At 68.9% G+C, this 24747-nt stretch carries 21 protein-coding genes; 5 read left to right on the top strand and 16 right to left on the bottom strand.

All coding sequences use genetic code 11. The features are described from left to right. Positions 1–6: 6 nt before the first annotated feature. From DES41_RS00980 to DES41_RS00970, 3 genes are all read right to left on the bottom strand, one after another. On the bottom strand, positions 7–396 hold the full coding sequence (locus DES41_RS00980) for a hypothetical protein (RefSeq protein WP_114465097.1): 390 nt from the start codon (positions 394–396) through the stop codon (positions 7–9). A gap of 110 nt (positions 397–506) precedes the next feature. Continuing rightward, the gene (locus DES41_RS00975) at positions 507–1904 is read right to left on the bottom strand and encodes an MFS transporter (protein WP_114465095.1); all 1398 of its coding nucleotides are present in this window, start codon (positions 1902–1904) and stop codon (positions 507–509) included. Beyond that, positions 1904–3025: a quinone-dependent dihydroorotate dehydrogenase gene (locus DES41_RS00970; protein WP_114465093.1), complete on the bottom strand. Its 1122-nt coding sequence runs from the start codon at positions 3023–3025 to the stop codon at positions 1904–1906. The genes DES41_RS00975 and DES41_RS00970 overlap by 1 nt, the downstream gene beginning before the upstream one ends. A gap of 45 nt (positions 3026–3070) precedes the next feature. On the opposite strand from DES41_RS00970, the gene rpiA reads away from it, so the two are divergent. Then, on the top strand, positions 3071–3766 hold the full coding sequence (gene rpiA / locus DES41_RS00965; protein ID WP_114465091.1) for a ribose-5-phosphate isomerase RpiA: 696 nt from the start codon (positions 3071–3073) through the stop codon (positions 3764–3766). Here rpiA and DES41_RS00960 read toward each other — a convergent pair. The 5 genes from DES41_RS00960 to DES41_RS00940 all read right to left on the bottom strand — a co-directional run bounded on the left by DES41_RS00960 (position 3763) and on the right by DES41_RS00940 (position 10618). After that, on the bottom strand, positions 3763–4398 hold the full coding sequence (locus DES41_RS00960) for a glutaredoxin family protein (protein WP_114465089.1): 636 nt from the start codon (positions 4396–4398) through the stop codon (positions 3763–3765). The two genes, rpiA and DES41_RS00960, sit on opposite strands and share 4 nt — an antisense overlap. Continuing rightward, positions 4398–6452: a M3 family metallopeptidase gene (locus DES41_RS00955; RefSeq protein WP_114466766.1), complete on the bottom strand. Its 2055-nt coding sequence runs from the start codon at positions 6450–6452 to the stop codon at positions 4398–4400. Before DES41_RS00955 ends, DES41_RS00960 begins: the two co-directional genes overlap by 1 nt. Before the next feature lie 68 nt (positions 6453–6520). Continuing rightward, positions 6521–7372 carry a bifunctional methylenetetrahydrofolate dehydrogenase/methenyltetrahydrofolate cyclohydrolase gene (locus DES41_RS00950; protein WP_114465088.1) on the bottom strand — a complete coding sequence of 284 codons (852 nt, stop codon included), beginning with the start codon at positions 7370–7372 and terminating at the stop codon, positions 6521–6523. A gap of 64 nt (positions 7373–7436) precedes the next feature. Further along, complete coding sequence (locus DES41_RS00945; RefSeq protein ID WP_056899014.1) at positions 7437–8060, bottom strand: response regulator transcription factor; 624 nt, start codon at positions 8058–8060, stop codon at positions 7437–7439. Then, entirely contained in the window at positions 8057–10618 is a 2562-nt protein-coding gene (locus tag DES41_RS00940; RefSeq protein ID WP_114465086.1) for a PAS domain S-box protein, read from the bottom strand. Before DES41_RS00940 ends, DES41_RS00945 begins: the two co-directional genes overlap by 4 nt. Before the next feature lie 200 nt (positions 10619–10818). On the opposite strand from DES41_RS00940, the gene aceE reads away from it, so the two are divergent. Genes aceE through lpdA form a run of 4 tightly spaced genes read left to right on the top strand, consistent with a single transcriptional unit; the run spans position 10819 to position 17707 of the window. Beyond that, complete coding sequence (gene aceE, locus DES41_RS00935) at positions 10819–13539, top strand: pyruvate dehydrogenase (acetyl-transferring), homodimeric type (protein ID WP_114465084.1); 2721 nt, start codon at positions 10819–10821, stop codon at positions 13537–13539. Positions 13540–13568: 29 nt separating this feature from the next. Next, positions 13569–15242, top strand: coding sequence for a dihydrolipoyllysine-residue acetyltransferase (gene aceF, locus DES41_RS00930; protein ID WP_114465082.1), 1674 nt, complete (start codon positions 13569–13571; stop codon positions 15240–15242). A gap of 13 nt (positions 15243–15255) precedes the next feature. Then, the gene (locus DES41_RS00925) at positions 15256–15840 is read left to right on the top strand and encodes an Ntn hydrolase family protein (RefSeq protein ID WP_114465080.1); all 585 of its coding nucleotides are present in this window, start codon (positions 15256–15258) and stop codon (positions 15838–15840) included. A 37-nt stretch (positions 15841–15877) separates the two neighbouring features. Further along, the gene (lpdA, locus tag DES41_RS00920; protein WP_114465078.1) at positions 15878–17707 is read left to right on the top strand and encodes a dihydrolipoyl dehydrogenase; all 1830 of its coding nucleotides are present in this window, start codon (positions 15878–15880) and stop codon (positions 17705–17707) included. A gap of 53 nt (positions 17708–17760) precedes the next feature. Here the strand turns inward: lpdA and DES41_RS00915 are convergent, their stop codons facing one another. The 8 genes from DES41_RS00915 to DES41_RS00880 all read right to left on the bottom strand — a co-directional run bounded on the left by DES41_RS00915 (position 17761) and on the right by DES41_RS00880 (position 24729). Continuing rightward, positions 17761–18309, bottom strand: a complete 549-nt coding sequence (locus DES41_RS00915; RefSeq protein WP_114465076.1) for a DUF1439 domain-containing protein — start codon at positions 18307–18309, stop codon at positions 17761–17763. 99 nt (positions 18310–18408) lie between these two features. Then, positions 18409–19158 (bottom strand): sulfur oxidation c-type cytochrome SoxA, encoded by a 750-nt coding sequence (soxA, locus tag DES41_RS00910; protein ID WP_114465074.1) that lies wholly within the window; start codon positions 19156–19158, stop codon positions 18409–18411. Further along, positions 19155–19475, bottom strand: coding sequence for a thiosulfate oxidation carrier complex protein SoxZ (gene soxZ, locus DES41_RS00905; RefSeq protein WP_114465072.1), 321 nt, complete (start codon positions 19473–19475; stop codon positions 19155–19157). The genes soxA and soxZ overlap by 4 nt, the downstream gene beginning before the upstream one ends. Before the next feature lie 8 nt (positions 19476–19483). Further along, complete coding sequence (locus DES41_RS00900) at positions 19484–19933, bottom strand: thiosulfate oxidation carrier protein SoxY (protein WP_114465071.1); 450 nt, start codon at positions 19931–19933, stop codon at positions 19484–19486. Between the two features lie 4 nt (positions 19934–19937). Next, positions 19938–20366 carry a sulfur oxidation c-type cytochrome SoxX gene (gene soxX / locus DES41_RS00895; RefSeq protein WP_114465069.1) on the bottom strand — a complete coding sequence of 143 codons (429 nt, stop codon included), beginning with the start codon at positions 20364–20366 and terminating at the stop codon, positions 19938–19940. Beyond that, the gene (locus DES41_RS00890; RefSeq protein ID WP_114465067.1) at positions 20366–22534 is read right to left on the bottom strand and encodes a xanthine dehydrogenase family protein molybdopterin-binding subunit; all 2169 of its coding nucleotides are present in this window, start codon (positions 22532–22534) and stop codon (positions 20366–20368) included. The genes soxX and DES41_RS00890 overlap by 1 nt, the downstream gene beginning before the upstream one ends. 62 nt (positions 22535–22596) lie before the next feature. Further along, positions 22597–23097, bottom strand: coding sequence for a (2Fe-2S)-binding protein (locus DES41_RS00885; protein WP_056899003.1), 501 nt, complete (start codon positions 23095–23097; stop codon positions 22597–22599). Positions 23098–23193: 96 nt separating this feature from the next. Further along, complete coding sequence (locus tag DES41_RS00880; protein ID WP_114465065.1) at positions 23194–24729, bottom strand: SpoVR family protein; 1536 nt, start codon at positions 24727–24729, stop codon at positions 23194–23196. Positions 24730–24747: the final 18 nt, after the last annotated feature.

Here is a 24747-nt window from a genome sequence, read left to right as displayed (position 1 = left end):
CGGGGCTCACAGCGCCATCGGCTGGGTCACGGGAAAGTCGGGCGGCGGCGATTGCCGCGCCGCGGCCACCAGGGCCACGCGGCGCGTGCGCAGCCGGCGCAGTTCGAGCGCGATCTCGTGGCCGAAGCCCTGGCGGTGGCCGCGCTGGTCGGCCTGCAGTTCATCCAGGTAGTCCAGGCATCGCAACGGCAGGCCCCACAGCGCGGCGATGTTGTTGAGCACCCGCGGGTGGCGCCGCGCGCACTGGTGCGGCCGCACCGATTCGGGCAGCGCCTTCATCCATGCCATCGTGAGACGCTGCAGGGAGTCGTCCAGCGTGTCGTGGTGGCTGCGCTTCCAGCGCGGCACGGCCACGGCCTTGAGCGGCAGCACGGTGGAGCGGGCGGGGTGCAGCATGGCGGGCGATGGAAGGGAGGCGGCAGCCAGTCTAGGCGGCTTCTGGCCTGCCGTGCGAGGGGACGGTGCCCTGCTGACGGACGGCGGCCTGGCTGCGACGACCGCGCCGCCTACGCCCGCCGCGTGCGCAGCAGACTGAACAGTCCCGCCCCCGCGGCCAGTGCTGCGGCCAGGCCCAGCGCCAGCTGGGCGCCGCCACTGTGGCCGGCCCGCGGAGCCGACAGGCTGAACAGCACGGCCAGCAGCACCGCGCCGATGCTCTGGCCCGTGAGCCGCGCCGTGCCCAGCATGCCGCTGGCGCCGCCGGCGCGGTGCGGCGGGGCCGAGGTCACGATCAGGTAGTTGTTGGGCGACTGGAACAAGGCGAAGCCGATGCCGCACAGCGCCATGCGCCAGGCGATGTCGGCGTTGTGCGGCTGCTCGGGCAGCAGGGCCAGCAGCGCCAGCCCGGTGGCCATGGTCCACATGCCGGCGCAGCCCAGCAGGCCGGGCTGTACGCGGCCGATCAACCGGCCGGCGATCGGCGCCGTGACGATGCTGCCGAGCGGCCAGGCCGTGATCAGCAGGCCGGTGTCCACGTGCGAGCGGCCATAGCCGTCCAGCAGCAGGAAGGGCAGCGCGATGTTGGACAGCATCTGCGCGGCGAAGGCCGTGACGGAGCTGCACATGGACAGCGCGAACACGCGGATGCGCAGCAGGTCCACTGGAAACAGCGGCACGGCCTGGCCGAGCTGGCGGCGCACGTAAACCACGCCCACCGCCAGGCCGACCGCGATGAGCAGCACCGACTGCAACGCCACGCCGGGTTGGCCGGCGCGGGTGCCGAGCTGGTCCACGCCCAGGAACACCAGCGCGAACATGGCGGCGTTGAGCCCCACGTCCAGCAGCGACAGCCCGCCCTTGGCGAGCGGCAGCGGGTTGGCCGGCAGCGCACGCAGGCCCAGCAGCAGCAGGGCGGCGGCGACCGGCAGGTTGATCGCGAACAGCCAGGGCCAGCTGGCGACCGACAGCACGGCCGCGGCCACGCTGGGGCCGGCCACCGAGGCCACGGCCACGGTCATGGAATTGATGGCGATGCCGCGGCCGAGCAACGCGCGTGGGTAGGTCAAGCGCACCAGCGCCGAGTTCACCCCCATGACGCCGGCCGCGCCCATGCCCTGCAGCGCCCGCGCGGCCACCAGCATGGGCAGGTCGCGCGCGAGCACGCAGCCCAGCGAGCCCAGCAGCAGCACCGCCACGCCGGCCAGGTAGACGCGGCGGTAGCCCAGCAGGTCGCCCAGCTTGGCGCAGGGCAGCAGCAGCACCAGCACGCCGAGCTGGTAGGCGTTGACGATCCAGATCGCGTCCGAGGCCGGGCGGTTCAGGTCGCGCGCAATGCCGGGCAGCGCCAGGTTGACGATGGTCGCGTCCAGCACCGAGATGCCGATGCCGAGCAGGATGACGGCCATCGACCAGTGGCGGGCCGGCGTCGGCAGGCCGTCCGCCGGCTCCGCTGCGGGCGACGACATCAGGCCTTGCGGTCGCGGATCGCCTGCGCGGCCTCGCGCACCAGTGCCGGGCCCTGGTAGATCAGGCCGGTGTAGATCTGCACGAGATCGGCGCCGGCTTCGATCTTCGTCAGCGCATCGCGCGCCGTCAGCACGCCGCCCACGCCGATGATGGGGAAGGCCGGGCCCAGCGCCTGGCGCAGCTGGGCGATCACGCGGTTGCTGGCGGCCAGCAGCGGCGCGCCGGACAGGCCGCCGGTTTCCTCGGCATGCGGCAGGCCTTGCACACGGTCGCGCGCCAGCGTGGTGTTGGTGGCGATCAGGCCCCAGCCCAACTGGTCGGCCGCGTTGTCGGCATCGGCGTAGCGCTTGAGCGTGGCGGCGATCACGGCGACCTGGGCTTCGTCCAGGTCGGGGGCGATCTTCACGAACAGCGGCACGCGGCGCAGCTGGGTGCGGCCATCGGCGCTGGTGCTCGCGTGCTCGCGCGCCAGCATGGCGCGGCGTTCGGCCAGCGCGCCGAGCAGGGCGTCGAGCGCGGCATCGGCCTGCAGCGTGCGCAGGTTCTGCGTGTTCGGGCTGGAGATGTTGATCGTGACGTAGTCGGCGTGGGGGTAGACCCCGGTCAGGCCCGCGAGGTAGTCGTCGGTGGCACGTTCGGTGGGCGTGGCGGCGTTCTTGCCGATGTTCAGCCCCAGCAGCATGGGCTTGCCGGTCTGCTGGCGGAACTTGGCGCGCTGCACGTTGGCGATGAAGGCATCCAGGCCATCGTTGTTGAAGCCCAGCCGGTTGATCAGCGCCTGCGCCTGCGGCAGCCGGAACATGCGCGGCTTGGGGTTGCCGGGCTGGCCCAGCGGCGTGACCGTGCCGACTTCGACGAAGCCGAAGCCCAGGCCGCCCAGCGCATCGATGCAGCGGGCGTTCTTGTCCAGGCCGGCGGCCAGCCCCACGCGGTTGGGAAACTGCAGGCCGGCGACGGTGACAGGGTCATCGACGCGGCGGTCGCACCAGGCCCAGGCCAGCGGGGTGCCGTGGGCGCGGGCCAGGGCGGACATGGTGGCATCGTGGGCGGCTTCGGCGTCCAGGCCGAACAGCAGGGGCCGGGCCAGGGCGTAGGAGAGCCGGGTCGGCAGCAAGGGCATCGGATAATTCTCGGCCAGTTCTCAACAAACGCCGGATTCTCCCAGATGACTTCCTCCGCTCCGCTGACCCAAGACCAACTCAAGGCCCTGGTGGGCCGCGCCGCCCTTGCTTACGTGGTGCCGGGCGAGATCCTCGGGGTGGGCACGGGCTCCACCGTCAATTGCTTCATCGACGCGCTGGCCGAGCTCAAGGACAAGATCCCGGGCGCGGTGTCGAGCTCGGAGGCCAGCACGGCGCGGCTCAAGGCGCTGGGCATCCCGGTGTTCGACGCCAACGCCGTCGGCGAACTCGCCGTCTACGTGGACGGTGCCGACGAGATCGACGGCCAGGGCCACATGGTCAAGGGCGGCGGCGCGGCGCTCACGCGCGAGAAGATCGTGGCGGCGCAGTCGCGCCGCTTCGTCTGCATCGCCGATGCCTCCAAGAAGGTGCCGGTACTGGGCCGCTTCCCCATCCCGGTGGAGGTGGTGCCCATGTCGGCGCAGCAACTCGTGCGCCGCTTCGCGGCCATGGGCGGCCAGGCCACGCTGCGCCAGGCCAAGGGCGGCAGCGGTGCGCTGGTCACCGACAACGGCCAGCACATCCTGGACGTGGCCGGCCTGGCCATCGCCGATCCGCTGGGCTTCGAGACCCAGGTGAGCCAGTGGCCCGGTGTGGTCACGGTGGGCGTGTTCGCGCACCAGCGCGCCCAGGTCTGCCTGCTCGGCACGCCCGAGGGCGTGCAGACGCTGACGTTCTAGAAGACGATGCCAGCCGGGTTGGCCGGGGCCTGTGCAGGGGCCGGTGACGGTGATGGCGCCGCGGCGGCGCGGGGCGACACCGGTTCACGGGGCTCGGCCGCGCGCACGGCCACCAGCGGTTGTGCAGGCGGCGCACGGTAGCTGGGCGGCAGCTGCGAAGTGCGCGGGTAGCCCGCGCTGTCCAGATACTGCGTCCATTCGCCGGGCGCGAAGCCCTTGAGGCGCTGGCCGCCGATGGTGACCACCGGCAGGCTGTTGTCGCCGGACAGGCGGCGCAGCGCCTCGATGTCCTCGTTGGCCTGGACCGTGCGTTCGCTGAAGGGCACGCCGCGCGCCGTCAGCAGCTGGCGGGCGCTGTCGCAGGGCGAACAGTCTGCACCCGTGTACAGCGTGACGGGGAAGCGGTCCGCGGTCTGGCGCAAGTCATAGGGCAGCACGGAAGGAGCCGGTGGAATGCCGCTGCGGCTGGCCGTGGTCGCGGCATGGGCGTCCGAGCTGACCGGCCGGTCGGAGAAGGTGACGCGGCCGTCGGGCCCCACGCTGCGGTACACGGCCTGGGCCGAAGAGAGGCCCGCGCCCAGCAGCAGCGCGGCGGCCACGGCGTGTTTGCCGCCGCGCGCAGCGCCCGCCATCAGGCCATGCCCTGGTGGCGCAGCAGTGCGTCCAGCGTGGGTTCGCGGCCGCGGAAGGCCTTGAACGATTCCATCGCCGGCCGGCTGCCGCCGGCTTCCAGGATGGCCTCGCGGTAGCGCCGGCCGGTCTCGATGCTGGGCAGGCCGTCCGCCCCGGCGGTTTCCTCGAAGGCCGCGTAGGCATCGGCGCTCAGCACCTCGGCCCACTTGTAGCTGTAGTAGCCGGCCGCATAGCCGCCCGCGAAGATGTGGCTGAAGGTGTTGGGCGTGCGGCTGAACGGGGGCGAAGGCAGCACGGCCACTTCGGCGCGCACCCGGGCCAGCAGCGCCATGAAGTCGGCGTCGGGCGCATGTTCGGTGTGCAGCAGCATGTCGAACAGCGCGAACTCGATCTGGCGCAGCGTCTGCATGCCGCTCTGGTAGTTCTTGGCGGCCAGCATCTTGTCGTACAGCGCGCGCGGCAGCGGCTCGCCGGTGTCGACGTGGGCCGTCATGTGGCGCAGCACGTCCCACTCCCAGCAGAAGTTCTCCATGAACTGGCTGGGCAGTTCGACGGCGTCCCATTCCACGCCGCTGATGCCGGACACGTCGCGCTCGTCGACCCGGGTCAGCATGTGGTGCAGGCCGTGGCCGAACTCGTGGAACAGCGTGGTCACGTCGTCGTGCGTGAGCAGCGGCGGCTTGCCGTCCACACCGGCGGCGAAGTTGCAGACCAACTGCGCGACCGGGGTCTGCAGGCGGCCGTCGTCGGGCCGCAGCCAGCGTGCGCGCACGTCGTCCATCCAGGCGCCACCACGCTTGCCATTGCGCGCGGAGGGGTCGAGATAGAACTGTCCGACCAGCTGTGGCGCACCGCCGGCCTGGGCTGCCGGGCGCTCGATGCGGTAGAACTCCACCGTGGGGTGCCAGACCGCCGCGTCGTCACGCCGGATGCTGACCTCGAACAGCGTCTCGACGATCTTGAACAGGCCCGCCAGCACCTTGGGCGCCGTGAAGTACTGCTTGACCTCCTGCTCGCTGAAGGCGTAGCGCGCTTCTTTCAGCTGCTCGCCGATGTAGCTCCAGTCCCAGGGCTGCGGGTCGGCCAGGGCCAGCTTCTCGGCGGCGAAGGCGCGCAGGTCGGCCACGTCCTTCTCGGCATAGGGGCGGGCGCGACGGGTCAGGTCGCGCAGGAAGCCCACCACCTGGGCCGGCGAGTCGGCCATCTTGGCCACGACGGAGACCTCGCCGAAGTTGGCGTAGCCCAGCAGCTGCGCCTCTTCCTGGCGCAGCGCCAGGATCTCGCGGATGAGCGCAGTGTTGTCGAACTTGGTCGCATCGCCCTCGGCCTGGTCGGAGGCGCGCGTGGCGTAGGCGCGGTACAGGCGCTCGCGCAGCGCGCTGCTGCGGGCGAACTGCATCACGGGCAGGTAGCAGGGCAGCTTGAGCGTGAGCTTGAAGCCGGCCTTGTCCTCGGCCTGGGCCGCGGCGCGCGCGGCCTGGCGCACATCCTCGGGTACGCCGTCCAGTTCGTCGGCCTGGGCGAAGTAGGCGTAGGCATCGGTCGCGTCGAGCGCGTTCTCGCTGAACTTCTGCGCGACCTCGGCCTGGCGTTCCTGGATCGCGGCGAAGCGTTCCTTCGCCGCGCCCGTCAGCTCGGCCCCGCTCAGCACGAAGTTGCGGATGGCGTTGCGCAGTGCTTGCTGCTGCGCTGGCGTCAGGCTCGTGGCGTCGATGGCCTTGTACTTGGCGTACAGGCGCTCGTCGGCGCCCAGGCGGGTCCAGAACTCGGTCACGCGCGGCAACGCCTCGTTGTAAGCGGCGCGCAGTTCGGGCGTGTCGGCCACGGCGTTCAAATGGCTCACGGCACCCCAGGCCCGGCCCAGGCGCTCGTTTGCCGTGTCCAGCACGCGCGACATGGCGCTCCAGTCGGCCGGGAAGTCCGGCGCCGTGGTCTGTTCCAGCGCCTGGCTGGCATCGGCCAGCAACTGGTCGATGGCGGGCGCCACGTGCTCGGGCCGGATCTGGTCGAACAGCGGGAGGTCGGAGAACGAGAGAAGGGGGTTGGACTGCATGACGGGCATTTTGCGCCAGCCCTGGCAATCACAAGCCCCCCGTACCCGGCGACGGGACTATCGCCGTATTAGCCTGCTGCGCGCTCGGCCGCTTCGAGCGTGTTGACCAGGAGCATGGCGCGCGTCATCGGGCCGACGCCGCCCGGCACGGGGGTGATCCAGCCGGCCACTTCCTTCACGCCGTCGAAATCCACATCGCCGCAGAGCTTGCCCTCGGCATTGCGGTTCATGCCTACATCGATGACCACCGCGCCGGGCTTGACCATGTCGGCGGTGAGCAGGTTCTGCTTGCCGACCGCGGCGACGATCACGTCGGCCTGCCGCGTGAAGGCACCCAGGTCGGGCGTGGCGCTGTGGCAGATGGTGACGGTGGCGCTCTGGGCCAGCAGCATCATGGCCATCGGTTTGCCCACGATGTTGCTGCGGCCGATCACCACGGCGTGCTTGCCGCGCAGGGAGTAGCCGATGGACTCGAGCATGCGCAGGCAGCCATGCGGCGTGCAGGGCCAGAAACCGGCTTGGCCAACCATCAGCGCGCCCGCGCTGGCGACGTGGAAGCCGTCCACGTCCTTGGCTGGCGAGATCGCCTCGATGACCTTGTGGGCGTCCATGTGCTTGGGCAAGGGCAGCTGCACCAGGATGCCGTGCACAGACGGGTCTTCGTTGAGCGCGTGGATGCGCGCCAGCAAGTCGGCCTCGGCCAGGTCGGCCGGGTGGCGCTCCAGCGTGGCCTGCAGGCCCGTCTCGCTGCTGTCGTTGACCTTGTGCTTGACGTACACCTGGCTGGCAGGGTCGTCGCCGACCAGCACGATGGCCAGATGCGGCTGGACACCGCGGGCCTTCAGGGCCGCAGTGCGGCCGGCCACGTCGTTGCGGATCTGGCGGGCGAGGGCGTTGCCGTCGATCAGTTGGGCTGTCATGGGGAATCTCCAAGAACAACGCCCGCCAACCGGACGGTGGACGGGCGCTGCGGGGTGGGGCGGGTCAGGCTTTGGCGGTCTGGCCCAGTGCGATCTTGAGCAGGTCGGCCACCGTGTTGGCGTTCAGCTTTTCCATGATGTTGGCGCGGTGCGCCTCCACGGTCTTGATGCTGATGCCCAGGTCATCGGCGATCTGCTTGTTGAGCCGGCCGGCCACGATGCGCTCGAGCACCTGCGATTCGCGCGAGGTCAGCTTGGACAGCAGCGCACCGCGGCTCGCGGCCTGCTGGTGGTCGGTGAAGGCGTCCTTGGCATGGTCCAGCATGCGCTCGACCAGGGCCACGAGTTCCTCTTCCTTGAAGGGCTTCTGGATGAAATCCATAGCGCCCTTCTTCATGGTGTCCACCGCCATGGGCACGTCGCCGTGGCCGGTGATGAAGACGATGGGCAGCGGCGACTTGCGTTCGAGCAGCTTGTCCTGGAGCTCCAGGCCCGTCATGCCGCCCATGCGGATGTCGACCAGCAGGCAGGCCACTTCACGTGCGTCGTAGCGCGACAGGAAGGCCTCGGCCGATTCGAAGCAGCGGACGCGGTAGTCCTTGCCTTCCAGCAGCCATTGGAGCGAATCGCGCACGGCTTCGTCGTCATCGACAACATAGACCGTGCCTTTCTTGGGGATCAGGCTCATGCGGGTACTCCGGGGTTCTTGGCTGTATTGGCTGGATTTGGCAGGGCGTTGGCAGCTTTTGCCAACGGGATCCAGAAGGAAAACCGGCACCCCATGCACTCGGGGCCATTGTAGATATTCTCGGCCTGCATCCTGCCCAGGTGCGATTCAACGATGGAGCGGCACAGATTGAGGCCGATGCCCATGCCATGCGCCTTGGTCGAGAAGAAGGCCTCGAACAGGTGTTCCATGACTTCGGGCGCCAGGCCCGTGCCGGTGTCGGTGACGACGAACTCGATGCCAGGCACATCGGACTCCTGGCGCGGCAGCACGCGCAGTTCGATGTTGCGGCGTTGCGGCGGCCGCTCGGCCGAGTCGATGGCCTCGGCGGCGTTGCGCAGCAGGTTCACCAGCACCTGCTCGATCAGGATGGGATCGACCATCAGCGGGGGCAGCCGCGCCGCGACATAGTGGCTCAGCCGCACGTTGCGCCGGCGCAGCTCGATGCCGGCCAGCTCGACGGATTCCTGCACGATGTCCTGCACATTGCTCAGGCTGCGCTGGGGCTCGCTGCGCTTCACGAAGGACTGGATGCGGTGGATGATCTGGCCCGCACGCTGGGCCTGGCGCGAAGTCTTCTCCAGCGCCGCCAGCAGATCCTCGTGCGCAATGCCGTTGCCCTTGATGCGCGACACCATGCCGTTGCAGTAGTTGGTGATGGCCGCCAGCGGCTGGTTCAACTCGTGCGCGACGCTGGATGCCATCTCGCCCATGGTGATGAGCCTGCTGGAGGTCTGGGCGCGCTCGGCATGGTGCGCGGCCTGCTCCTCGGCCAGGCGGCGCGGCGTGATGTCGGTGGCGATCACCATCTGCACGAGGCGGCCGTCGACCCAGCTCAGGTAGCGCGCCCGCACTTCCAGCCACTTGCCCAGTTCGGGCACGTGGATCTCGGCGCTCTCGGCATCGCTGGTGGTCAGCGAATCGGTGGGCAGGCCGGCGAAGGCGTCCACATCGTCCAGGTGCTCGTCGTTGGGCGGCGTGGTCGGCATGCCGGCGCGCACCACCAGGCTCTCATGGCCATGGGTCTGCGAGCCGAACCATTGCCGGTACAGCTTGTTGGCGAACAGCAGTTCGGGGCTGCCCAGCGGCGCCACCGACACCGCGGCGTCCAGCGCCTCCAGCACCGTGGTGAAGCGCTCGTACGAGGCCGACAGCTGCTCGCGGATGCGGTTGGGCTCGGTGATGTCGGTGATCGAAGCCATCCAGCCGGTCTGCTTGCCCACGGCGTCGATCAGCGGCGAGATGTACAGGCGCGCGTCGAAGATGGAGTTGTCGCGCCGCTTGATGCGCAGCTGAAAGCCCGAGGGCGTGCTGCGGCCGTTGAGTTCGTCCTCCAGCCGCGCGATCAGGTACTCCAGGTCTTCCTCGGGCCAGTAGGGGAAGGGCGCCGTGCGGCCGACCAGCTCGCCCTCGCTCCAGCCCGTCATCTGGCAGAAGGCCGCGTTCACATAGGTGATGCGGCCCTGCAGGTCCATGGCACGCATGCCGGTCAGCATGGAGTTCTCCATGGCGCGGCGGAAGTTGGTCTCGGCCATCAGCGCCTGCTGGGCCTGCTGGCGCCGGCGCGTGTGGCTCCAGCTGCCGATCAGCATCCAGGCCGTCAGCACCGACAGCGCGCCGACCAGCCAGAACAAGCCGCTGCCGACCACGCCTTGCGAGGTGCGGTAGGCCTGCGCGCGCAGCACCAGGCCGTTGCCGACCGGCGAGACCGGGATCTCATAGGGCTCGGCCTGGCTGGACCAGGGCAGCAGGCGCGATCCCGAGCTGGGCTGCGGCATCACCGTGCCGGCCAGCATGCGTCCATCGCTGGCCACCAGCGCCACGGCGTACTTGTTGAGCACCTCGGCCGGCACGCCATGGCGCAGCAGCGCGTCGGTTCCGTATTCGGCCAGGACCACGCCAGCGAAGCGGCCTCGGTCGGTCAGCGGGATGTGCAGTTGCAGCAGCGGCGTCGGGTCGCCGGTGGTGCCCAGCGGCTGGCCGTACACCGGCTGGTGCAGGTCGCGCGCCAGGCTGAAGTTGGTCTCGGTCTCGCCCGGGCGCAGCACGTCGTCCACCATGCGCATGAGGGGCGTGTGCAGGCTGGGCGCGGAGTAGCTGGTCTTGATGCGGCGGCGCTCGTCGATCCAGCTGACGGCCTGCAACTCGGGGTACTGCGAAATCAGCGACTGCGCGCGGCTGACGAATTCCTCGACGTCGATCTCTTCATTGGCCACATCGCGGGCCACGCGCATGAGCTGCTCCTGGCGCTCGAGCAAGCGCAGGCGGATCTGCTGCTGCGCATATTCGACGTCGCGCTTGACGGCCTCCTGTTCGCGGTCGATCTCTTCCAGCCGCAGATAGAGAAAGGAGGACGCGATCGCTGCCAGGAACAGCACCACGGCGACCAGCGGCGCGAGTGCCGCGAATCGGTCCTGACGATGGGGTGCCTGGCGCACCCACCAGGCGCGCCATGGCTTGCGCAGAGGGGCTGCGGCAGGCCTGGTCTCCGGCGTCTGGTCAGGGGGTGAAACGCGCATGGGCGGCAGTGTATGTGAGGGTTTGCAGCAGTTGCCCGTCGACGGGCTTGGTGTGTCGAATGGCTGGGCCCTCAAACATCGCGATTTTTCATAATGCAGAATTGTAAATTGCTATTTGAAAACTGAGAGGCGTGTGCGACACTCGCCGCGCGGCCGAGAGTCGGCCCCCAGATACCGCCCATCTATTTCGAGGAGACCGCATGTCAGCCCAACCCCAGAACCTGCCTGGCGCAGCCAACGACGCCAAGGACACCGACAGCCAGGAGACCCGCGAGTGGATGGATGCGCTGTCCGCCGTCATCGCCAGCGACGGTCCAGGGCGGGCCCATTACCTGCTGGAGCAACTGCTGGAACATGCGCGCCAGAACACGGTGGACATGCCGTTCTCGGCCAACACCGGCTACGTGAACACCATCGAACCCAGCGAGGAAGCCCGCAGTCCCGGCAACCTGGAGATCGAGCAGCGCCTGCGCGCCTACATGCGCTGGAACGCCATGGCCATGGTGGTCAAGGCCAACCGCCACCACCCGCCTGAAGGCGGTGACCTCGGTGGCCACATCGGCTCCTTCGCATCGCTGGCCAGCATGTTCGGCGCCGGCTTCAACCATTTCTGGCACGCCGAGAGCGAGAAGCACGGCGGCGATTGCATCTACATCCAGGGCCATGTCTCGCCCGGCGTCTACGCGCGCGCCTATCTGGAAGGCCGGCTGACCGAAGAGCAACTGCTCAACTTCCGCCAGGAAGTCGATGGCAAGGGCCTGTCGAGCTACCCGCACCCCAAGCTGATGCCCGAGTTCTGGCAGTTCCCCACCGTCTCCATGGGCCTGGGCCCGCTGATGGCGATCTACCAGGCGCGTTTCCTCAAGTACTTGCACGCGCGCGGGATCGCCGACACCGCGAACCGCAAGGTCTGGGTGTTCTGCGGCGACGGCGAGATGGACGAGGTCGAGTCGCTGGGTGCGATCGGCCTGGCCGCACGCGAGAACCTGGACAACCTGATCTTCGTCATCAACTGCAACCTGCAGCGGCTGGACGGCCCGGTGCGCGGCAACGGCAAGATCATCCAGGAGCTGGAGGGCGAGTTCCGTGGCTCGGGCTGGAACGTCGTCAAGCTGATCTGGGGCAAGGGCTGGGACGCCTTGCTGGCCAAGGACCATGACGGCGCGCTGCGCGAGCTCATGATGAAGACCAACGACGGCGACTACCAGGCCATGAAGGCCAACGACGGTGCCTACGTGCGCAAGCACTTCTTCGGCCGCGACCCGCGCACGGCCAAGATGGTCGAGAACATGACCGACGACGAGATCTGGAACCTGCAGCGCGGTGGCCACGACTCGCAGAAGGTCTACGCTGCGTTCCACGCCGCGCAGAACCACACCGGCCAGCCCACCGTGCTGCTCGTCAAGACCGTCAAGGGCTTCGGCATGGGCAAGATCGGCGAAGGCAAGAACACCGTCCACCAGACCAAGAAGCTCAGCGACGAGGACATCAAGTCCTTCCGCGACCGCTTCAACATCCCCATTCCCGACAGCCAGATCGCCGAGCTGCCGTTCTACAAGCCGGCCGACGACACGCCGGAGATGAAGTACCTGCACGAGCGCCGCAAGGCCCTGGGCGGCTACCTGCCGCACCGCCGCACCAAGGCCGACGAGAGCTTCACCGTGCCGGCGCTGGAGACGTTCAAGTCGGTCATCGAACCCACGGCCGAGGGCCGCGAGATCTCGACCACGCAGGCCTACGTCCGCTTCCTGACGCAGCTGCTGCGCGACCAGGCCCTGGGCCCGCGCGTGGTGCCCATCCTCGTGGACGAAGCCCGCACCTTCGGCATGGAAGGCCTGTTCCGCCAAGTCGGCATCTACAACCCGCACGGTCAGCAGTACACCCCGGTCGACAAGGACCAGGTCATGTACTACAAGGAAGACAAGGCTGGCCAGATCCTGCAGGAAGGCATCAACGAAGCCGGCGGCATGGCCAGCTGGGTCGCCGCGGCCACGAGCTACAGCACCAGCAACCGCATCATGGTGCCGTTCTACGTGTACTACTCGATGTTCGGCTTCCAGCGCATCGGCGACCTGGCCTGGGCGGCCGGCGACATGCAGGCGCGCGGTTTCCTGTTGGGCGGCACCTCGGGCCGCACCACGCTGAACGGCGAAGGCCTGCAGCACGAAGATGGCCATAGCCACATCCTGGCCGGCACCATCCCCAACTGCGTGAGCTACGACCCGACCTTCGCACATGAAGTCGGCGTGATCCTGCACCATGGCCTGAAGCGCATGGTCGAGCGCCAGGACAACGTCTACTACTACATCACGCTGCTCAACGAGAACTACCCCATGCCCGGCCTGCAGCCCGGCACGGAGGAGCAGATCATCAAGGGCATGTACCTGGCCAAGCAGGCGCCCGCGCTGGCCGCCGGTGCGCCCACGGTGCAACTGCTGGGCAGCGGCACCATCCTGCGCGAATCGTTCTTCGCCCAGGAACTGCTGGAAAAGGACTGGGGCGTTGCCGCCGGTGTCTGGAGCTGCCCGAGCTTCAACGAGCTGGGCCGCGACGGCCAGGACGCCGAGCGCTGGAACCTGCTGCACCCGACCGAAACGCCGCGCCAGAGCTTCGTGGCGCAGCAACTGTCGGGCTCGGCCGGTCCGGTGGTCGCCTCGACCGACTACATGAAGTCCTACGCCGAGCAGATCCGCCCGTTCATGCCGGCCGGCCGCAACTACAAGGTGCTGGGCACCGACGGCTTTGGCCGCAGCGACTTCCGCAGCAAGCTGCGCGAGCACTTCGAGATCAACCGCCACTACATCGTCGTGGCCGCGCTGAAGGCCTTGAGCGAAGATGGCACCGTGCCGGTCGCGAAGGTGGCCGAGGCGATCCAGAAGTACGGCATCAAGACCGACAAGGTCAACCCGCTGTACGCCTGACCCCACAACACACGAGCGAGACGAACAACATGGCATTGGTGGAAGTGCAAGTCCCCGACATCGGGGATTTCGATGAAGTGAGCGTGATCGAGGTCATGGTCAAGCCAGGCGACACGGTCAAGGCCGAGCAGTCGCTGATCACCGTGGAATCGGACAAGGCCTCGATGGAGATCCCGTCCAGCGCCGCCGGCGTGGTCAAGGAGATCAAGGTCGCGGTGGGCGACAAGGTCAAGCAGGGCTCGCTGGTGCTGGTGCTGGAAGGCGCCGGCGAGGCGGCTGCTCCCGCTCCTGCCCCCGCTGCTGCGCCGGCCCCGGCGGCTGCCGCACCTGCACCTGCACCCGCTGCCGCAGCGCCGGCTCCCGCAGCGCAGGCTCCTGCGCAAGGCGGCACGGTCGAGATCCGCGTGCCCGACATCGGCGACTTCAAGGACGTGGCCGTCATCGAGATCATGGTCAAGCCCGGCGACAGCATCAAGCTGGAGCAGTCGCTGATCACCGTGGAGAGCGACAAGGCCTCGATGGAGATCCCGTCGTCCGCGGCCGGCGTGCTCAAGGAACTCAAGGTCAAGGTCGGCGACACCGTGAACATCGGCGACCTGCTGGGCACGGTGGAATCCGCTGGTGCCCCGGCTGCGGCCAGCCCAGCGCCAGCTGCTGCTGCTGCGCCCGCCGCTGCCAGCAGCGAGTCGGCTGCGCCCGCTCCCGCCGCAGCACCCGCGGCGGCTGCGGCGCCTGCTGCCGCCCACAACCCGACCGTCGCGCCCACGGGTGCGCTGCCGCACGCCTCGCCCTCGGTGCGCAAGTTCGCGCGCGAACTGGGCGTGCCGCTGGCCGAGGTCAAGGGCTCCGGCCCCAAGGGCCGCATCACGCAGGACGACGTGCAAGGCTTCACCAAGTCGGTGATGAGTGGCGCCGTGCAGACCAAGGCCCAGGCTGCCAAGGCCCCGGCCGGTGGCGGCGGTGGCGCGGGCCTGGACCTGCTGCCCTGGCCCAAGGTCGACTTCGCCAAGTTCGGCCCGGTCGAGCGCAAGGACCTGTCGCGCATCAAGAAGATCTCGGGCGCGAACCTGCACCGCAACTGGGTCATGATCCCGCACGTCACGAACAACGACGATGCCGACATCACCGAGCTGGAAGCCTTCCGCGTCTCCACCAACAAGGAGAACGAGAAGTCCGGCGTCAAGGTGACGATGCTGGCCTTCGTGATCAAGGCGGTGGTCGCGGCGCTCAAGAAGTTCCCCGAATTCAACGCCAGCCTGGATGGCGACGCGCTCGTCTACAAGAAGTACTTCCACATCGGTTTCGCGGCCGACACGCCGAACGGCCTGGTCGTGCCGGTGCTGCGCGATGCCGACAAGAAGGGCGTCATGCAGATCAGCGCCGAGATGGGCGAGCTGGCCAAGAAGGCGCGCGACGGCAAGATGGGCCCGGCCGACATGACCGGCGGCTGCTTCTCGATCAGCTCGCTGGGCGGCATCGGCGGCACGCACTTCACGCCCATCGTGAACGCGCCCGAGGTGGCGATCCTGGGCCTGTCCAAGAGCGCCATGAAGCCGGTGTGGGATGGCAAGCAGTTCGTGCCGCGCCTGACGCTGCCGCTGTCGCTGTCCTACGACCACCGTGTGATCGACGGCGCGGCGGCCGCACGCTTCAATGCGTACCTCGGCCAGGTGCTGGCGGACTTCCGCCGCGTGATCCTCTGAGGTCCGGGCACGCATGACGACCGTCGTTGTCGTGAGGAAGGCCGGTCAGGTCGCGATCGCAGCCGACACGCTGGTCACTTTCGGCGACACGCGCCTGACGCACCGCTTCGAGGCCAACAGCAAGATCTTCCGCCTCGACACGCCGGCCGGTCCCACGTATGTGGGCATGGCCGGCACCGTGGCCCACTTCCCCGTGCTGCGCAAGGCCCTGGCGGGCCTGCCGCCCGAGGAGCTGCGCCTGTCGAGCAAGGACGAGGTGTTCGAGACCTTCACGCGGCTGCACCCGGTCCTCAAGGAGAAGTTCTTCCTGCAGACCAAGGAAGACGACGGCGACCCCTACGAGTCCAGCCAGTTCAGCGTGCTGCTGGCCAATGCCAGCGGCATCTACGGGCTGTACAGCTACCGCGAGGTGTTCGAGTTCAAGGAGTTCTGGGGCATCGGCTCGGGCCGCAGCTTTGCGCTCGGGGCCATGCACGCGGCCTCCGGCCACACCAAGACGGCGCGTGAACTCGCGCTGATCGGCGTGCAGACCGGCTGCGAATTCGACAAGAACTCGGCCGCCCCGGTCGAGGTCTTCACGGTCAAGTTGAAGAAATAAGCCGCGGCGCAAAGCGCACGGCATTGGAGAGAGATTCATGGCAAGCATCGACATCAAGGTTCCGGACATCGGCGATTTCAGCGAAGTCACCGTCATCGAACTGCTGGTCAAGGTGGGCGACACCATCAAGCCCGAGCAGTCGCTGATCACGGTGGAGAGCGACAAGGCTTCGATGGAGATTCCGTCCAGCCATGGCGGCAAGGTCACTGCGCTCAAGGTGGCCGTGGGCGACAAGGTCGCCGAAGGCTCGGTCGTGCTGGCGCTGGAAGCCGAAGGCGAGGCCGCTGCACCTGCACCCGCACCGTCAGCAGCTCCGGCACCGGCACCGGCCGCTGCTGCCCCGGCCTCGGCTCCGGCAGCGGCACCGACGCCCGCCGCACAGGCGGCCGGCAGCTACGGCGGTGGCGTCGACCTGGAGTGCGACACGCTGGTGCTGGGCGCCGGTCCCGGCGGCTACTCGGCCGCCTTCCGCAGTGCCGACCTGGGCCTGAAGACGGTGCTCGTGGAGCGCTACGCCACGCTGGGCGGCGTTTGCCTGAACGTGGGCTGCATTCCCTCGAAGGCGCTGCTGCACGTGGCCGCCGTGATGGACGAGGTCAAGCACTTCGCGGACCTGGGCATCGACTACGGTGCGCCCAAGGTCGACCGCGCCAAGCTGCTCGCGCACAAGAACAAGGTGGTTGGCAAGCTGACGGGCGGCCTGACGGCCATGGCCAAGATGCGCAAGGTGACCACCGTGCGCGGCGTCGGCAGCTTCATCGACCCGCACCACCTGGAAGTGCAGGAAACCTCGGGCAGCGGGCAGGAGCTCTCCGGCAAGAAGCAGGTCATCAAGTTCCGCCACTGCATCATCGCGGCCGGCTCGCAGGCCGTGCACCTGCCCTTCATGCCCAAGGGCGATCCGCGTGTGGTCGACTCCACCGGCGCGCTGGACATGGCGACCGACCCCAAGCGCATGCTGATCCTGGGCGGCGGCATCATCGGCCTGGAGATGGGCACGGTCTACTCCACGCTGGGCGCGCGGCTCGATGTGGTGGAGATGCTGGACGGCCTGATGCAGGGCGCCGACCGCGACCTCGTCAAGGTCTGGCAGAAGATGAACGCGCCGCGCTTCGACAACATCATGACCAGCACCAAGACCGTGGGGGCGGAAGCCACCAAGGACGGCATCAAGGTCATGTTCGAAGGCGCCAACGCCCCCAAGGAACCGCAGGTCTACGACCTCGTGCTGCAGGCCGTGGGCCGCACGCCCAATGGCAAGAAGATCGGCGCCGAGAAGGCCGGCGTCGCGGTGACCGATCGCGGCTTCATCCCGGTCGACATCCAGATGCGGACCAACGTGCCGCACATTTTCGCGATCGGCGACATCGTGGGCCAGCCCATGCTGGCGCACAAGGCCGTGCACGAGGCCCATGTGGCGGCCGAGGTCATCGCCGGTGAGCAAAAGGGCGACAAGGAACTGCTGAGCGCGGCCTTCAACGCCCGCGTGATCCCCAGCGTGGCCTACACCGACCCCGAGGTGGCCTGGGTCGGCCTCACGGAAGACCAGGCCAAGGCTGAAGGCATCAAGGTCAAGAAGGGCCACTTCCCGTGGAGCGCGTCGGGCCGCGCGATCGCCAACGGCCGCGATGAAGGCTTCACCAAGTTGCTGTTCGACGCCGAGACGCACCGCATCCTGGGCGGCGGCATCGTCGGCACGCATGCGGGCGACATGGTCGGCGAGATCGCACTGGCCATCGAGATGGGCGCCGACGAGATCGACATCGGCAAGACCATCCACCCGCACCCCACGCTGGGCGAGAGCATCGGCATGGCGGCGGAGGTGGCGCACGGCACCTGCACTGACTTGCCGCCCACCAGGAAGTAAGGCCTTTCAGGCCGCTTCGCAAGGGCCGCCGAGTGCGGCCCTTTTCGATGCGCTCATTCCAGCTGGATCTTGATACCGTCGTCCAGCACGGTGATCGCGCCGACCTCGTAGGTCTTGAGTCCCACCGTCATCTCTTCCTTCGTGAAGCTGCGCAGCACGTGGCCGTGCAGCAGTTCCTGCGCCACCACGGTGGCGATGCGGCGCAGCCGCTCGGCGTCGCCACCTTGCAGGCCCTGCAGATCCAGGCTTTCCACGCTGGGGCGGTCCAGCCGCAGCGCGCGGGCGCCAGCGTCCCAGCGCAGCGCGCTGCCCATGGCCACCGTGCCGTCCACCTGGCCGCCACGCAGCCAGGGGCTGGCAATGGACAGCGCTGCCGTGATGGCCGTGCGCTGGGCGCTCGCGTTGAGGCCCAGCCGCGGCCCTTGCAGGCGCACGCGGAAGATCTCGGCATAGCGCTGCTCCAGCGGAAACTGCCGCTCCACGAGCGCCTGCAATTCCGTGTGGCTGGCCGTGTACTCCCCTGTGAAGAAGTTGAAGCCCGCATGGCCGACGGCCGGCAAGGTGGCGAGGGCGAGAAGGCAGTGGCGACGGGATAGGAGCATGGCAGGCGGAGCCGGCAGAACGGCGTGGGCGGGCTGGCTATTGTGCTGGGCGGCCAGCGGCAGGCCGTCGAAAGCACCATGCGGCGCGAGGCTTCAAGCTCAAGGCCGCACGGCCGGCGTCTCCAGCGGCAGGCCGCGCGCGCGCTGCGCCAGGTAGAGCTCCAGCTCCACCAGCTCGGCCGAGCCGAAGGGCGGAGCCTGGGCGCGCACGCCCGTCATGCAGTTGCGCAGCCGGCGTTGCAGGGAGCCCATGCCCTGCCATTCGAGCCGGTAGATCGGGTAGCCCGTGGCCTGGCCCTGGGTGATGGGGTTGCCCGCCAGCTTGCGGTCCCAGGCACCGTCATGGCATTGGGCGCAGGACATGTCGAGCTGGCCGATTCGGCGCGCGTAGGCGGCCTGGCCGCGCGCCATGAACGGTGCCAGCCGCGGGTCGTCGGGCGGCGCAATGGGCAGCCCGCGCGACTGCTGGGCCACATAGGTCTCCAGGCTCAGCGCCGGCTCGCTCTCGGGCGCCCAGGGCGCGGCCTGCTGGTGTTGTGCGCGGCACTGCGCGATGCGCTGCGACAGGTTGAGCGGGCCTTGGCTGGCGGTGTCGAAAGCCGGGTAGCGCGTGGCCACGCCGCGCATGGACTGGCTCGCATCGCCATGGCAGGACATGCAGCTGCGCTGATCGCGGCCTTCAGCCTTCTGCCAAAGCGCCTGGCCCTCGTGCAGCCAGAGCATGGCCGGATTTTGGCTGTCGTCGCGCTGCATGGCTTGCGTCGCCGGGCCCATGAAGTCCAGGCCCGAGCGTGCCTGCTGCGCGCCGGCAGGCGCACACACCAGCGCCAACACGAGCCAAGCCCTCATTCGACGCGCACGGCGATGGTCTCGGTCTGCGAGAAGCCCTTGTCGCCCTCCCAGGTGATGCGCAACTCGCCGCTGCGCTCGGCGCGCACCTGGAAGGCCACATAGGGGTTGGCCGCGATGGCCGGGTACAGGTCGGCGCTGAAGACGAGCGCGCCGTCCAGCGTGCACTGCAGGCGCGTGACGATGTCGCGCGGCAGCACGCGGCCGTTCTCGTCCGGCCGGTAGCCGGTTTCCATCGGGTGGGCGATCGTGGTGCGCACCTCGAAGGGCTCGCCGCGGCGCACGCTGGGCGGCACGTGGATGAGGGTACGGGCCATGCGGGTTCCTATTCGATGCAGGCGGCCAGCGTGACCACCACGTCCACGGTGTGCGAGAAGGCCGAGCCGTCTTCGAGCAGGGCCACGGCCACGAGCTTCTGCGAGGTGGCGAGCCGGATGCGCGTGGCGGCCCAGGCCCGGCCCGAGGCCGGGCCGAAGCGAAAGCGCGCCACGTCGCGCTGCGGGTTGCGTTCGTTGAACAGCGCCAGGCTGCGCAGCTGCGGCAGTGCGACGCCGTCGTCCACCGACAGCGTGACCGGCACCGCGTTGCCGTTCTCCACGAGCGTGGAGATGTCCAGCCGCACGCGGCCCGGCTCTGGCGTGCGGCCGCCCGTGAACGTGGCGATGGCGGCGGCCAGGTCGCCCGTGGCGGCCGCGCCCGGGCGCACGACCAGGCTGGCTGCGAGGCCCGTGCCCAGTGCCAGGGCTTGGCGGCGTTGGGGGTCGAAGACGGTCAAGACGTCACTCCTTGAGGCTGGACAGGTAGGCCACCACGTCCTCGATCTGCTGCGCGTCCAGCAGCGGCTTGCCGCGCCAGGCCGTGCCCACCTGCTGCAGGCCCGCGGTGCGGTGGTAGGCCGGCATGATGGTGCCGGGCACCAGGCGCTGCGGCTCCACCAGGCGCAGCCGCAACTGGCCGGCGCTCCAGCGCGCGCCGGCGCCGGCCAGGTTCGGCGCCAGATCGCCCTGGAAGCGCCCCTCGGGGATGGGCGCGCCATGGCACAACAGGCACAGGCCGAGCTGGCGGTTGGCGACGATGGCGCGGCCACGCGCTGCATCGCCGGCCAGGCCTGCGAGCGGCGCTGCGATGGCGTCGCCCTCGACGGCATAGGGCGCCAGCGGCTGGGCGACCGCCGCGCCGGCCAGCAGCAGCGGCAGCAGGCCGCGCATCAGGCCTTCTTGAGGTCGTGGTTCTTGAGCGGCAGCGTGCGGATGCGCTTGCCCGTGGCGGCGAAGATGGCGTTGAGCACGGCCGGCGCGGCCACTGCGATGGTCGGCTCGCCGACGCCGCCCCAGAAGCCGCCCGAGGGCACGATGACGGTCTCCACCGCCGGCATCTCGTCCATCTTCAGAACCGGGTAGGTGGCGAAGTTGTCCTGCTCGATGCGCCCGTCCTTCACCGTGCACTCGCCGTACAGCGCGGCCGACAGGCCGTAGGCGAACGAGCCCTCGACCTGGGCCTCGATCTGCTGCGGGTTGACGGCGTAGCCCGGGTCGGTGGCCGCGACGATGCGGTGCACCTTGAGCTTGCCATCGTCGCTGACCGAGACCTCGGCACAGGCCGCCACGTAGCTGCCGAAGCCCATGGTCTGCGCCAGGCCGCGGAAGCGGCCGGCCGGTGCCGGCTTGCCCCAGCCCACGCGCTCGGCCACGGCGTTGAGCACCGCCAGGTGCTTGGGATGCTGGGCCATGAGCTTGCGGCGCAGCGCCAGGGGGTCCTGCTTCGTGGCGTGCGCGATCTCGTCGATGAAGGACTCCAGGTAGATCGCGTTCTGGTTCAGGTTCACGCCGCGCCAGAAGCCGGGCGGCACATGCGGGTTGCGCATGGCATGGTCGACCAGCAGGTGCGGCACGCTGTAGCCGATGGAGGCTTCCGGCCCCGGCGCGTTGAGGCCTTGGAACACCACGGGGTCGCGCCCGTCCTTGATGTTCTGCGGAAAGATGCCGGCCACGATGGACTGGCCCGAGATGCGCATGTGCAGCGCCTGCAGTTCTCCCTGGGCGTCCAGGCCGGCGACCATCCTGCACTGCGTGATGGGGTGGTACAGGCCATGCTGCATGTCCTCTTCGCGCGACCAGATCATCTTGACAGGAACGCCAGGCATCTGCTTGGCGATCGCCACCGACTGGCGAACCCAGTCGTGCACCGCGCCGCGGCGGCCGAAGCCTCCGCCCAGGTGGATCTTGTAGACCTCGCACTGCGCCGGGGGCAAGCCGGCGGCTTCGGCTGCGGCAGCAAGCGCTGCCTCGCCGTTCTGCGTGGGCGTCCAGACTTCGCAGCGCTCGGGCGTCCAGCGCGCCGTGGCGTTCATGGTCTCCATGGTCGCGTGGTTCTGGTGCGGGTAGCTGTAGACGGCCTCGATGCGGCGCGCCGCACCGGCCAGGGCCGCCTTGGCATCGCCGTTGCTGTTGCCCACCACGGCCTGCTCGGCCGTGAGGCCGGCCTTCATGACCTCGGCGAAGCCGGCGCTGGAGGCTTGCGCGTGCTGGCCGAAGTCCCATTCCACGGGCAGGGCGTCCAGCGCCGTCTTGGCGCGCCACCAGGTGTCGGCCACGACGGCGACCGCGTTGTCGCCCACACGCACGACCTTCTTGACGCCGCGCCGCTTCTCCACAGCGGCCGCGTCGAACGACTTGAGCGTGCCGCCGAACACCGGGCAGGCCTTGACGGCGGCGTTCAGCATGCCGGGCATCTGCAGGTCCATGCCGTAGACCTGCTTGCCGGTGACCTTTTCCACCGTGTCCAGCCGCGCCAGCCGCTTGCCGATGAGTTGCCAGTCCTTGGGGTCCTTCAGCGGCACGTCCGCCGGCGGCTTGAGCTTGCCGGCTGCAGCGGCCACCTTGCCGTAGGTCGTGGTGCGCCCTGTCGGCTGGTGCGTGATGACGCTTTTCGCCGCGCGGCATTCGGCGGCGGGCACCTTCCAGCCGTCGGCCGCGGCCTGCACCAGCATCACGCGTGCCGTGGCGCCGCCCTTGCGCACGTAGTCGTGCGACTCGCGGATGCCGCGGCTGCCGCCCGTGGAGAAGTTGCCCCAGGCGCGCTGGCGCGCCAGGTTCTGGCCGGGTGTCGGGTATTCCGTCGTGACCTTGGCCCAGTCGCAGTCGAGCTCGTCGGCCACCAGTTGGGCCAGGCCGGTCAGCGTGCCCTGGCCCATCTCCGAGCGTGCGATGCGCACTACCACCGTGTCGTCGGGCTTCACGACGACCCAGGCGTTGACCTCGTCCGGCAGTGGCGTCTGCGCCAGGCCTTTGCGCGGGACGTGGAAGCCGACGACCAGCGCGCCGGCGGTGGCCGCGGTGCCGCCGATGAAGCGGCGGCGGGTGGGGGCGAGGGCCATGCTCACTGGGATACCTGCGGCTTCGCCTGCGGTGCGAGCGCCTTCGGGCGGCCGGGCGGCGCTCATGTCACGCTCCCGTCCACATGGCGGATCGACAGTCCGGCCGACTTGGTGCTGCCCTGGGCGACGGCCTTGATCGCCGCGCGCACCCGGTTGTAGGTGCCGCAGCGGCAGATGTTCGTGATGGCCTCGTCGATGTCCTGGTCGCTGGGGTTGGGCTTGGTCTTGAGCAAGGCGCTGGCGGCCATGACCATGCCGCATTGGCAGAAGCCGCACTGCGGCACGTCCAGCGCCACCCAGGCCTTCTGCACCGGATGGGAGCCATCGGGCGACAAGCCCTCGATGGTCACGATCTTCTCGGTCGGCTCGACCGTGGAGACGGGCCGCACGCAGCTGCGCGTGGGCACGCCATCCAGGTGCACGGTGCAGGCGCCGCAGGCTGCGATGCCGCAGCCGTACTTGGTGCCGGTCAGGCCGAGCTGCTCGCGCAGGACCCACAGGAGAGGGGTGTCGTCCTCGACATCGACCTCGCGTTGCACACCGTTCACGTTCAATCGTCGCATCGGGAGGCTCCTGGCTGTTGGCTGAGAACTGCGGGTAGACGAGGCAGCCCGGCCGAAGTTCCTGCGAACCGGCCGGGCTTGGAAAAAGGCGGGGCTTCAGCCCGGGTCGGAGGCGCGGCGGCGCCGGTCCTGGCGGTGCTCGGCCACCAGCTCGACGGCGCCATCGGCGTTCTGGCGCTCCAGCCGCACATTGAAGCCCCACAGCGTGCCAAGGTGCGACAGCATGGTGGCGGCCGAATCGCCCAGAGGTCGGCGCTGGTGTGCGAAGTGGCGCAGCGTCAAGGAGCGGTCGCCGCGCAGGTCGACGTTCCAGACCTGGATGTTCGGCTCGCGGCTGCCCAGGTCGTATTGCTCTGCCAGCTGGCGGCGCAACGCGCGGTAGCCGTTCTCGTCGTGGATGGCCTGGATTTCCAGCTTGCTGCGGCTGTCGTCGTCCAGCACGGAGAACAGGCGGAAGTCCCGCATCACCTTGGGCGACAGGAACTGCGCGACGAAGCTCTCGTCCTTGAAGTTCTGCATCGCGAAGTCGAAGGTCTTGCGCCAGTCCGAGCCCGCGATGTCGGGGAACCAGGCGCGGTCTTCGGCGGTCGGATCCTCGCAGATGCGCCGGATGTCGCGCCACATCGCAAAGCCCAGCGCGTAGACGTTGATGCCCGAGAAGTGCTGGCTGTTGTAGGGCGGCTGGTAGACCACGTTGGTGTGGGACTGCAGGAACTCCATCATGAAGCCGTCGGACAGCTGGCCCTGGTCGTACAGCGTGTTCAGGATGGTGTAGTGCCAGTAGGTGGCCCAGCCCTCGTTCATGACCTGCGTCTGGCGCTGCGGGTAGAAGTACTGGCCGATCTTGCGCACGATGCGCACCACCTCGCGCTGCCACGGTTCCAGCAGCGGCGCGTGCTTCTCGATGAAGTAGAGCAGGTTCTCTTCGGGCTCCTTGGGGAAGCGTTCTTCCTTGGCCTGCTGCTCGGCCTCGTGGCGCGGCGGCAGCGTGCGCCACAGGTCGTTGACCTGGGCCTGCAGGTACTCCTCGCGCTCCTTCTGGCGCAGCGTTTCCTTCTCGAGCGACAGGCGCGGCGAGCGCTTGTAGCGGTCCACGCCCACGTTGGTCAGCGCATGGCAGGCATCGACCAGGCGCTCCACGGCTTCCACGCCATGGCGTTCCTCGCACTGCGCGATGTAGTTCTTGGCGAACACCAGGTAGTCGACGATGGCATCGGCGCTGGTCCACTGGCGGAACAGGTGGTTGCCCTTGAAGAACGAGTTGTGGCCGTAGGCTGCGTGCGCGATCACGAGTGCCTGCATCGGCAGCGTGTTCTCGTCCATCAGGTAGGCGATGCACGGGTTCGAGTTGATGACGATCTCGTACGCCAGGCCCATCTGGCCGCGCTTGTAGCGGTTCTCGGTCGCGAGGAAATGCTTGCCGAACGACCAGTGGTGGTAGTAGACCGGCATGCCGATGGAGGCGTATGCGTCCATCATCTGCTCGGCGCTGATGACCTCGATCTGGTGCGGGTAGCAGTCCAGCCCGTAGTCGCCCGCCACGCGCGCGATGGCTTCGTCATACGCCTCGATGGCCTCGAAGGTCCACTCCGAGCCGGCGGGAAGGGGTTTGAACTGGGCCTTGGTCAGCATGGGTCTCCCTTGTGGCGG

Source organism: Pseudorhodoferax soli, assembly GCF_003337555.1.
GTDB lineage: Bacteria > Pseudomonadota > Gammaproteobacteria > Burkholderiales > Burkholderiaceae_C > Pseudorhodoferax > Pseudorhodoferax soli.
The sequence above is the reverse complement of the archived record's forward strand: the minus strand, read 5'-3'. Positions and strand labels throughout refer to the sequence as shown.

What these genes read in the sequence shown, in the direction of transcription:
- DES41_RS00960 (WP_114465089.1), bottom strand. Translation starts at nt 4,398, where the DNA reads ATGGCGGGCGCTGCGCGCGGCGGCAAACACGCCGTGGCCGCCGCGCTG.
- lpdA (WP_114465078.1), top strand. Translation starts at nt 15,878, where the DNA reads ATGGCAAGCATCGACATCAAGGTTCCGGACATCGGCGATTTCAGCGAA.
- DES41_RS00925 (WP_114465080.1), top strand. Translation starts at nt 15,256, where the DNA reads ATGACGACCGTCGTTGTCGTGAGGAAGGCCGGTCAGGTCGCGATCGCA.
- DES41_RS00885 (WP_056899003.1), bottom strand. Translation starts at nt 23,097, where the DNA reads ATGCGACGATTGAACGTGAACGGTGTGCAACGCGAGGTCGATGTCGAG.
- DES41_RS00915 (WP_114465076.1), bottom strand. Translation starts at nt 18,309, where the DNA reads ATGCTCCTATCCCGTCGCCACTGCCTTCTCGCCCTCGCCACCTTGCCG.
- DES41_RS00980 (WP_114465097.1), bottom strand. Translation starts at nt 396, where the DNA reads ATGCTGCACCCCGCCCGCTCCACCGTGCTGCCGCTCAAGGCCGTGGCC.
- soxA (WP_114465074.1), bottom strand. Translation starts at nt 19,158, where the DNA reads ATGAGGGCTTGGCTCGTGTTGGCGCTGGTGTGTGCGCCTGCCGGCGCG.
- aceE (WP_114465084.1), top strand. Translation starts at nt 10,819, where the DNA reads ATGTCAGCCCAACCCCAGAACCTGCCTGGCGCAGCCAACGACGCCAAG.
- soxX (WP_114465069.1), bottom strand. Translation starts at nt 20,366, where the DNA reads ATGCGCGGCCTGCTGCCGCTGCTGCTGGCCGGCGCGGCGGTCGCCCAG.
- DES41_RS00950 (WP_114465088.1), bottom strand. Translation starts at nt 7,372, where the DNA reads ATGACAGCCCAACTGATCGACGGCAACGCCCTCGCCCGCCAGATCCGC.
- soxZ (WP_114465072.1), bottom strand. Translation starts at nt 19,475, where the DNA reads ATGGCCCGTACCCTCATCCACGTGCCGCCCAGCGTGCGCCGCGGCGAG.
- DES41_RS00975 (WP_114465095.1), bottom strand. Translation starts at nt 1,904, where the DNA reads ATGTCGTCGCCCGCAGCGGAGCCGGCGGACGGCCTGCCGACGCCGGCC.
- DES41_RS00880 (WP_114465065.1), bottom strand. Translation starts at nt 24,729, where the DNA reads ATGCTGACCAAGGCCCAGTTCAAACCCCTTCCCGCCGGCTCGGAGTGG.
- rpiA (WP_114465091.1), top strand. Translation starts at nt 3,071, where the DNA reads ATGACTTCCTCCGCTCCGCTGACCCAAGACCAACTCAAGGCCCTGGTG.
- aceF (WP_114465082.1), top strand. Translation starts at nt 13,569, where the DNA reads ATGGCATTGGTGGAAGTGCAAGTCCCCGACATCGGGGATTTCGATGAA.
- DES41_RS00945 (WP_056899014.1), bottom strand. Translation starts at nt 8,060, where the DNA reads ATGAGCCTGATCCCCAAGAAAGGCACGGTCTATGTTGTCGATGACGAC.
- DES41_RS00955 (WP_114466766.1), bottom strand. Translation starts at nt 6,452, where the DNA reads ATGCAGTCCAACCCCCTTCTCTCGTTCTCCGACCTCCCGCTGTTCGAC.
- DES41_RS00970 (WP_114465093.1), bottom strand. Translation starts at nt 3,025, where the DNA reads ATGCCCTTGCTGCCGACCCGGCTCTCCTACGCCCTGGCCCGGCCCCTG.
- DES41_RS00940 (WP_114465086.1), bottom strand. Translation starts at nt 10,618, where the DNA reads ATGCGCGTTTCACCCCCTGACCAGACGCCGGAGACCAGGCCTGCCGCA.
- DES41_RS00890 (WP_114465067.1), bottom strand. Translation starts at nt 22,534, where the DNA reads ATGGCCCTCGCCCCCACCCGCCGCCGCTTCATCGGCGGCACCGCGGCC.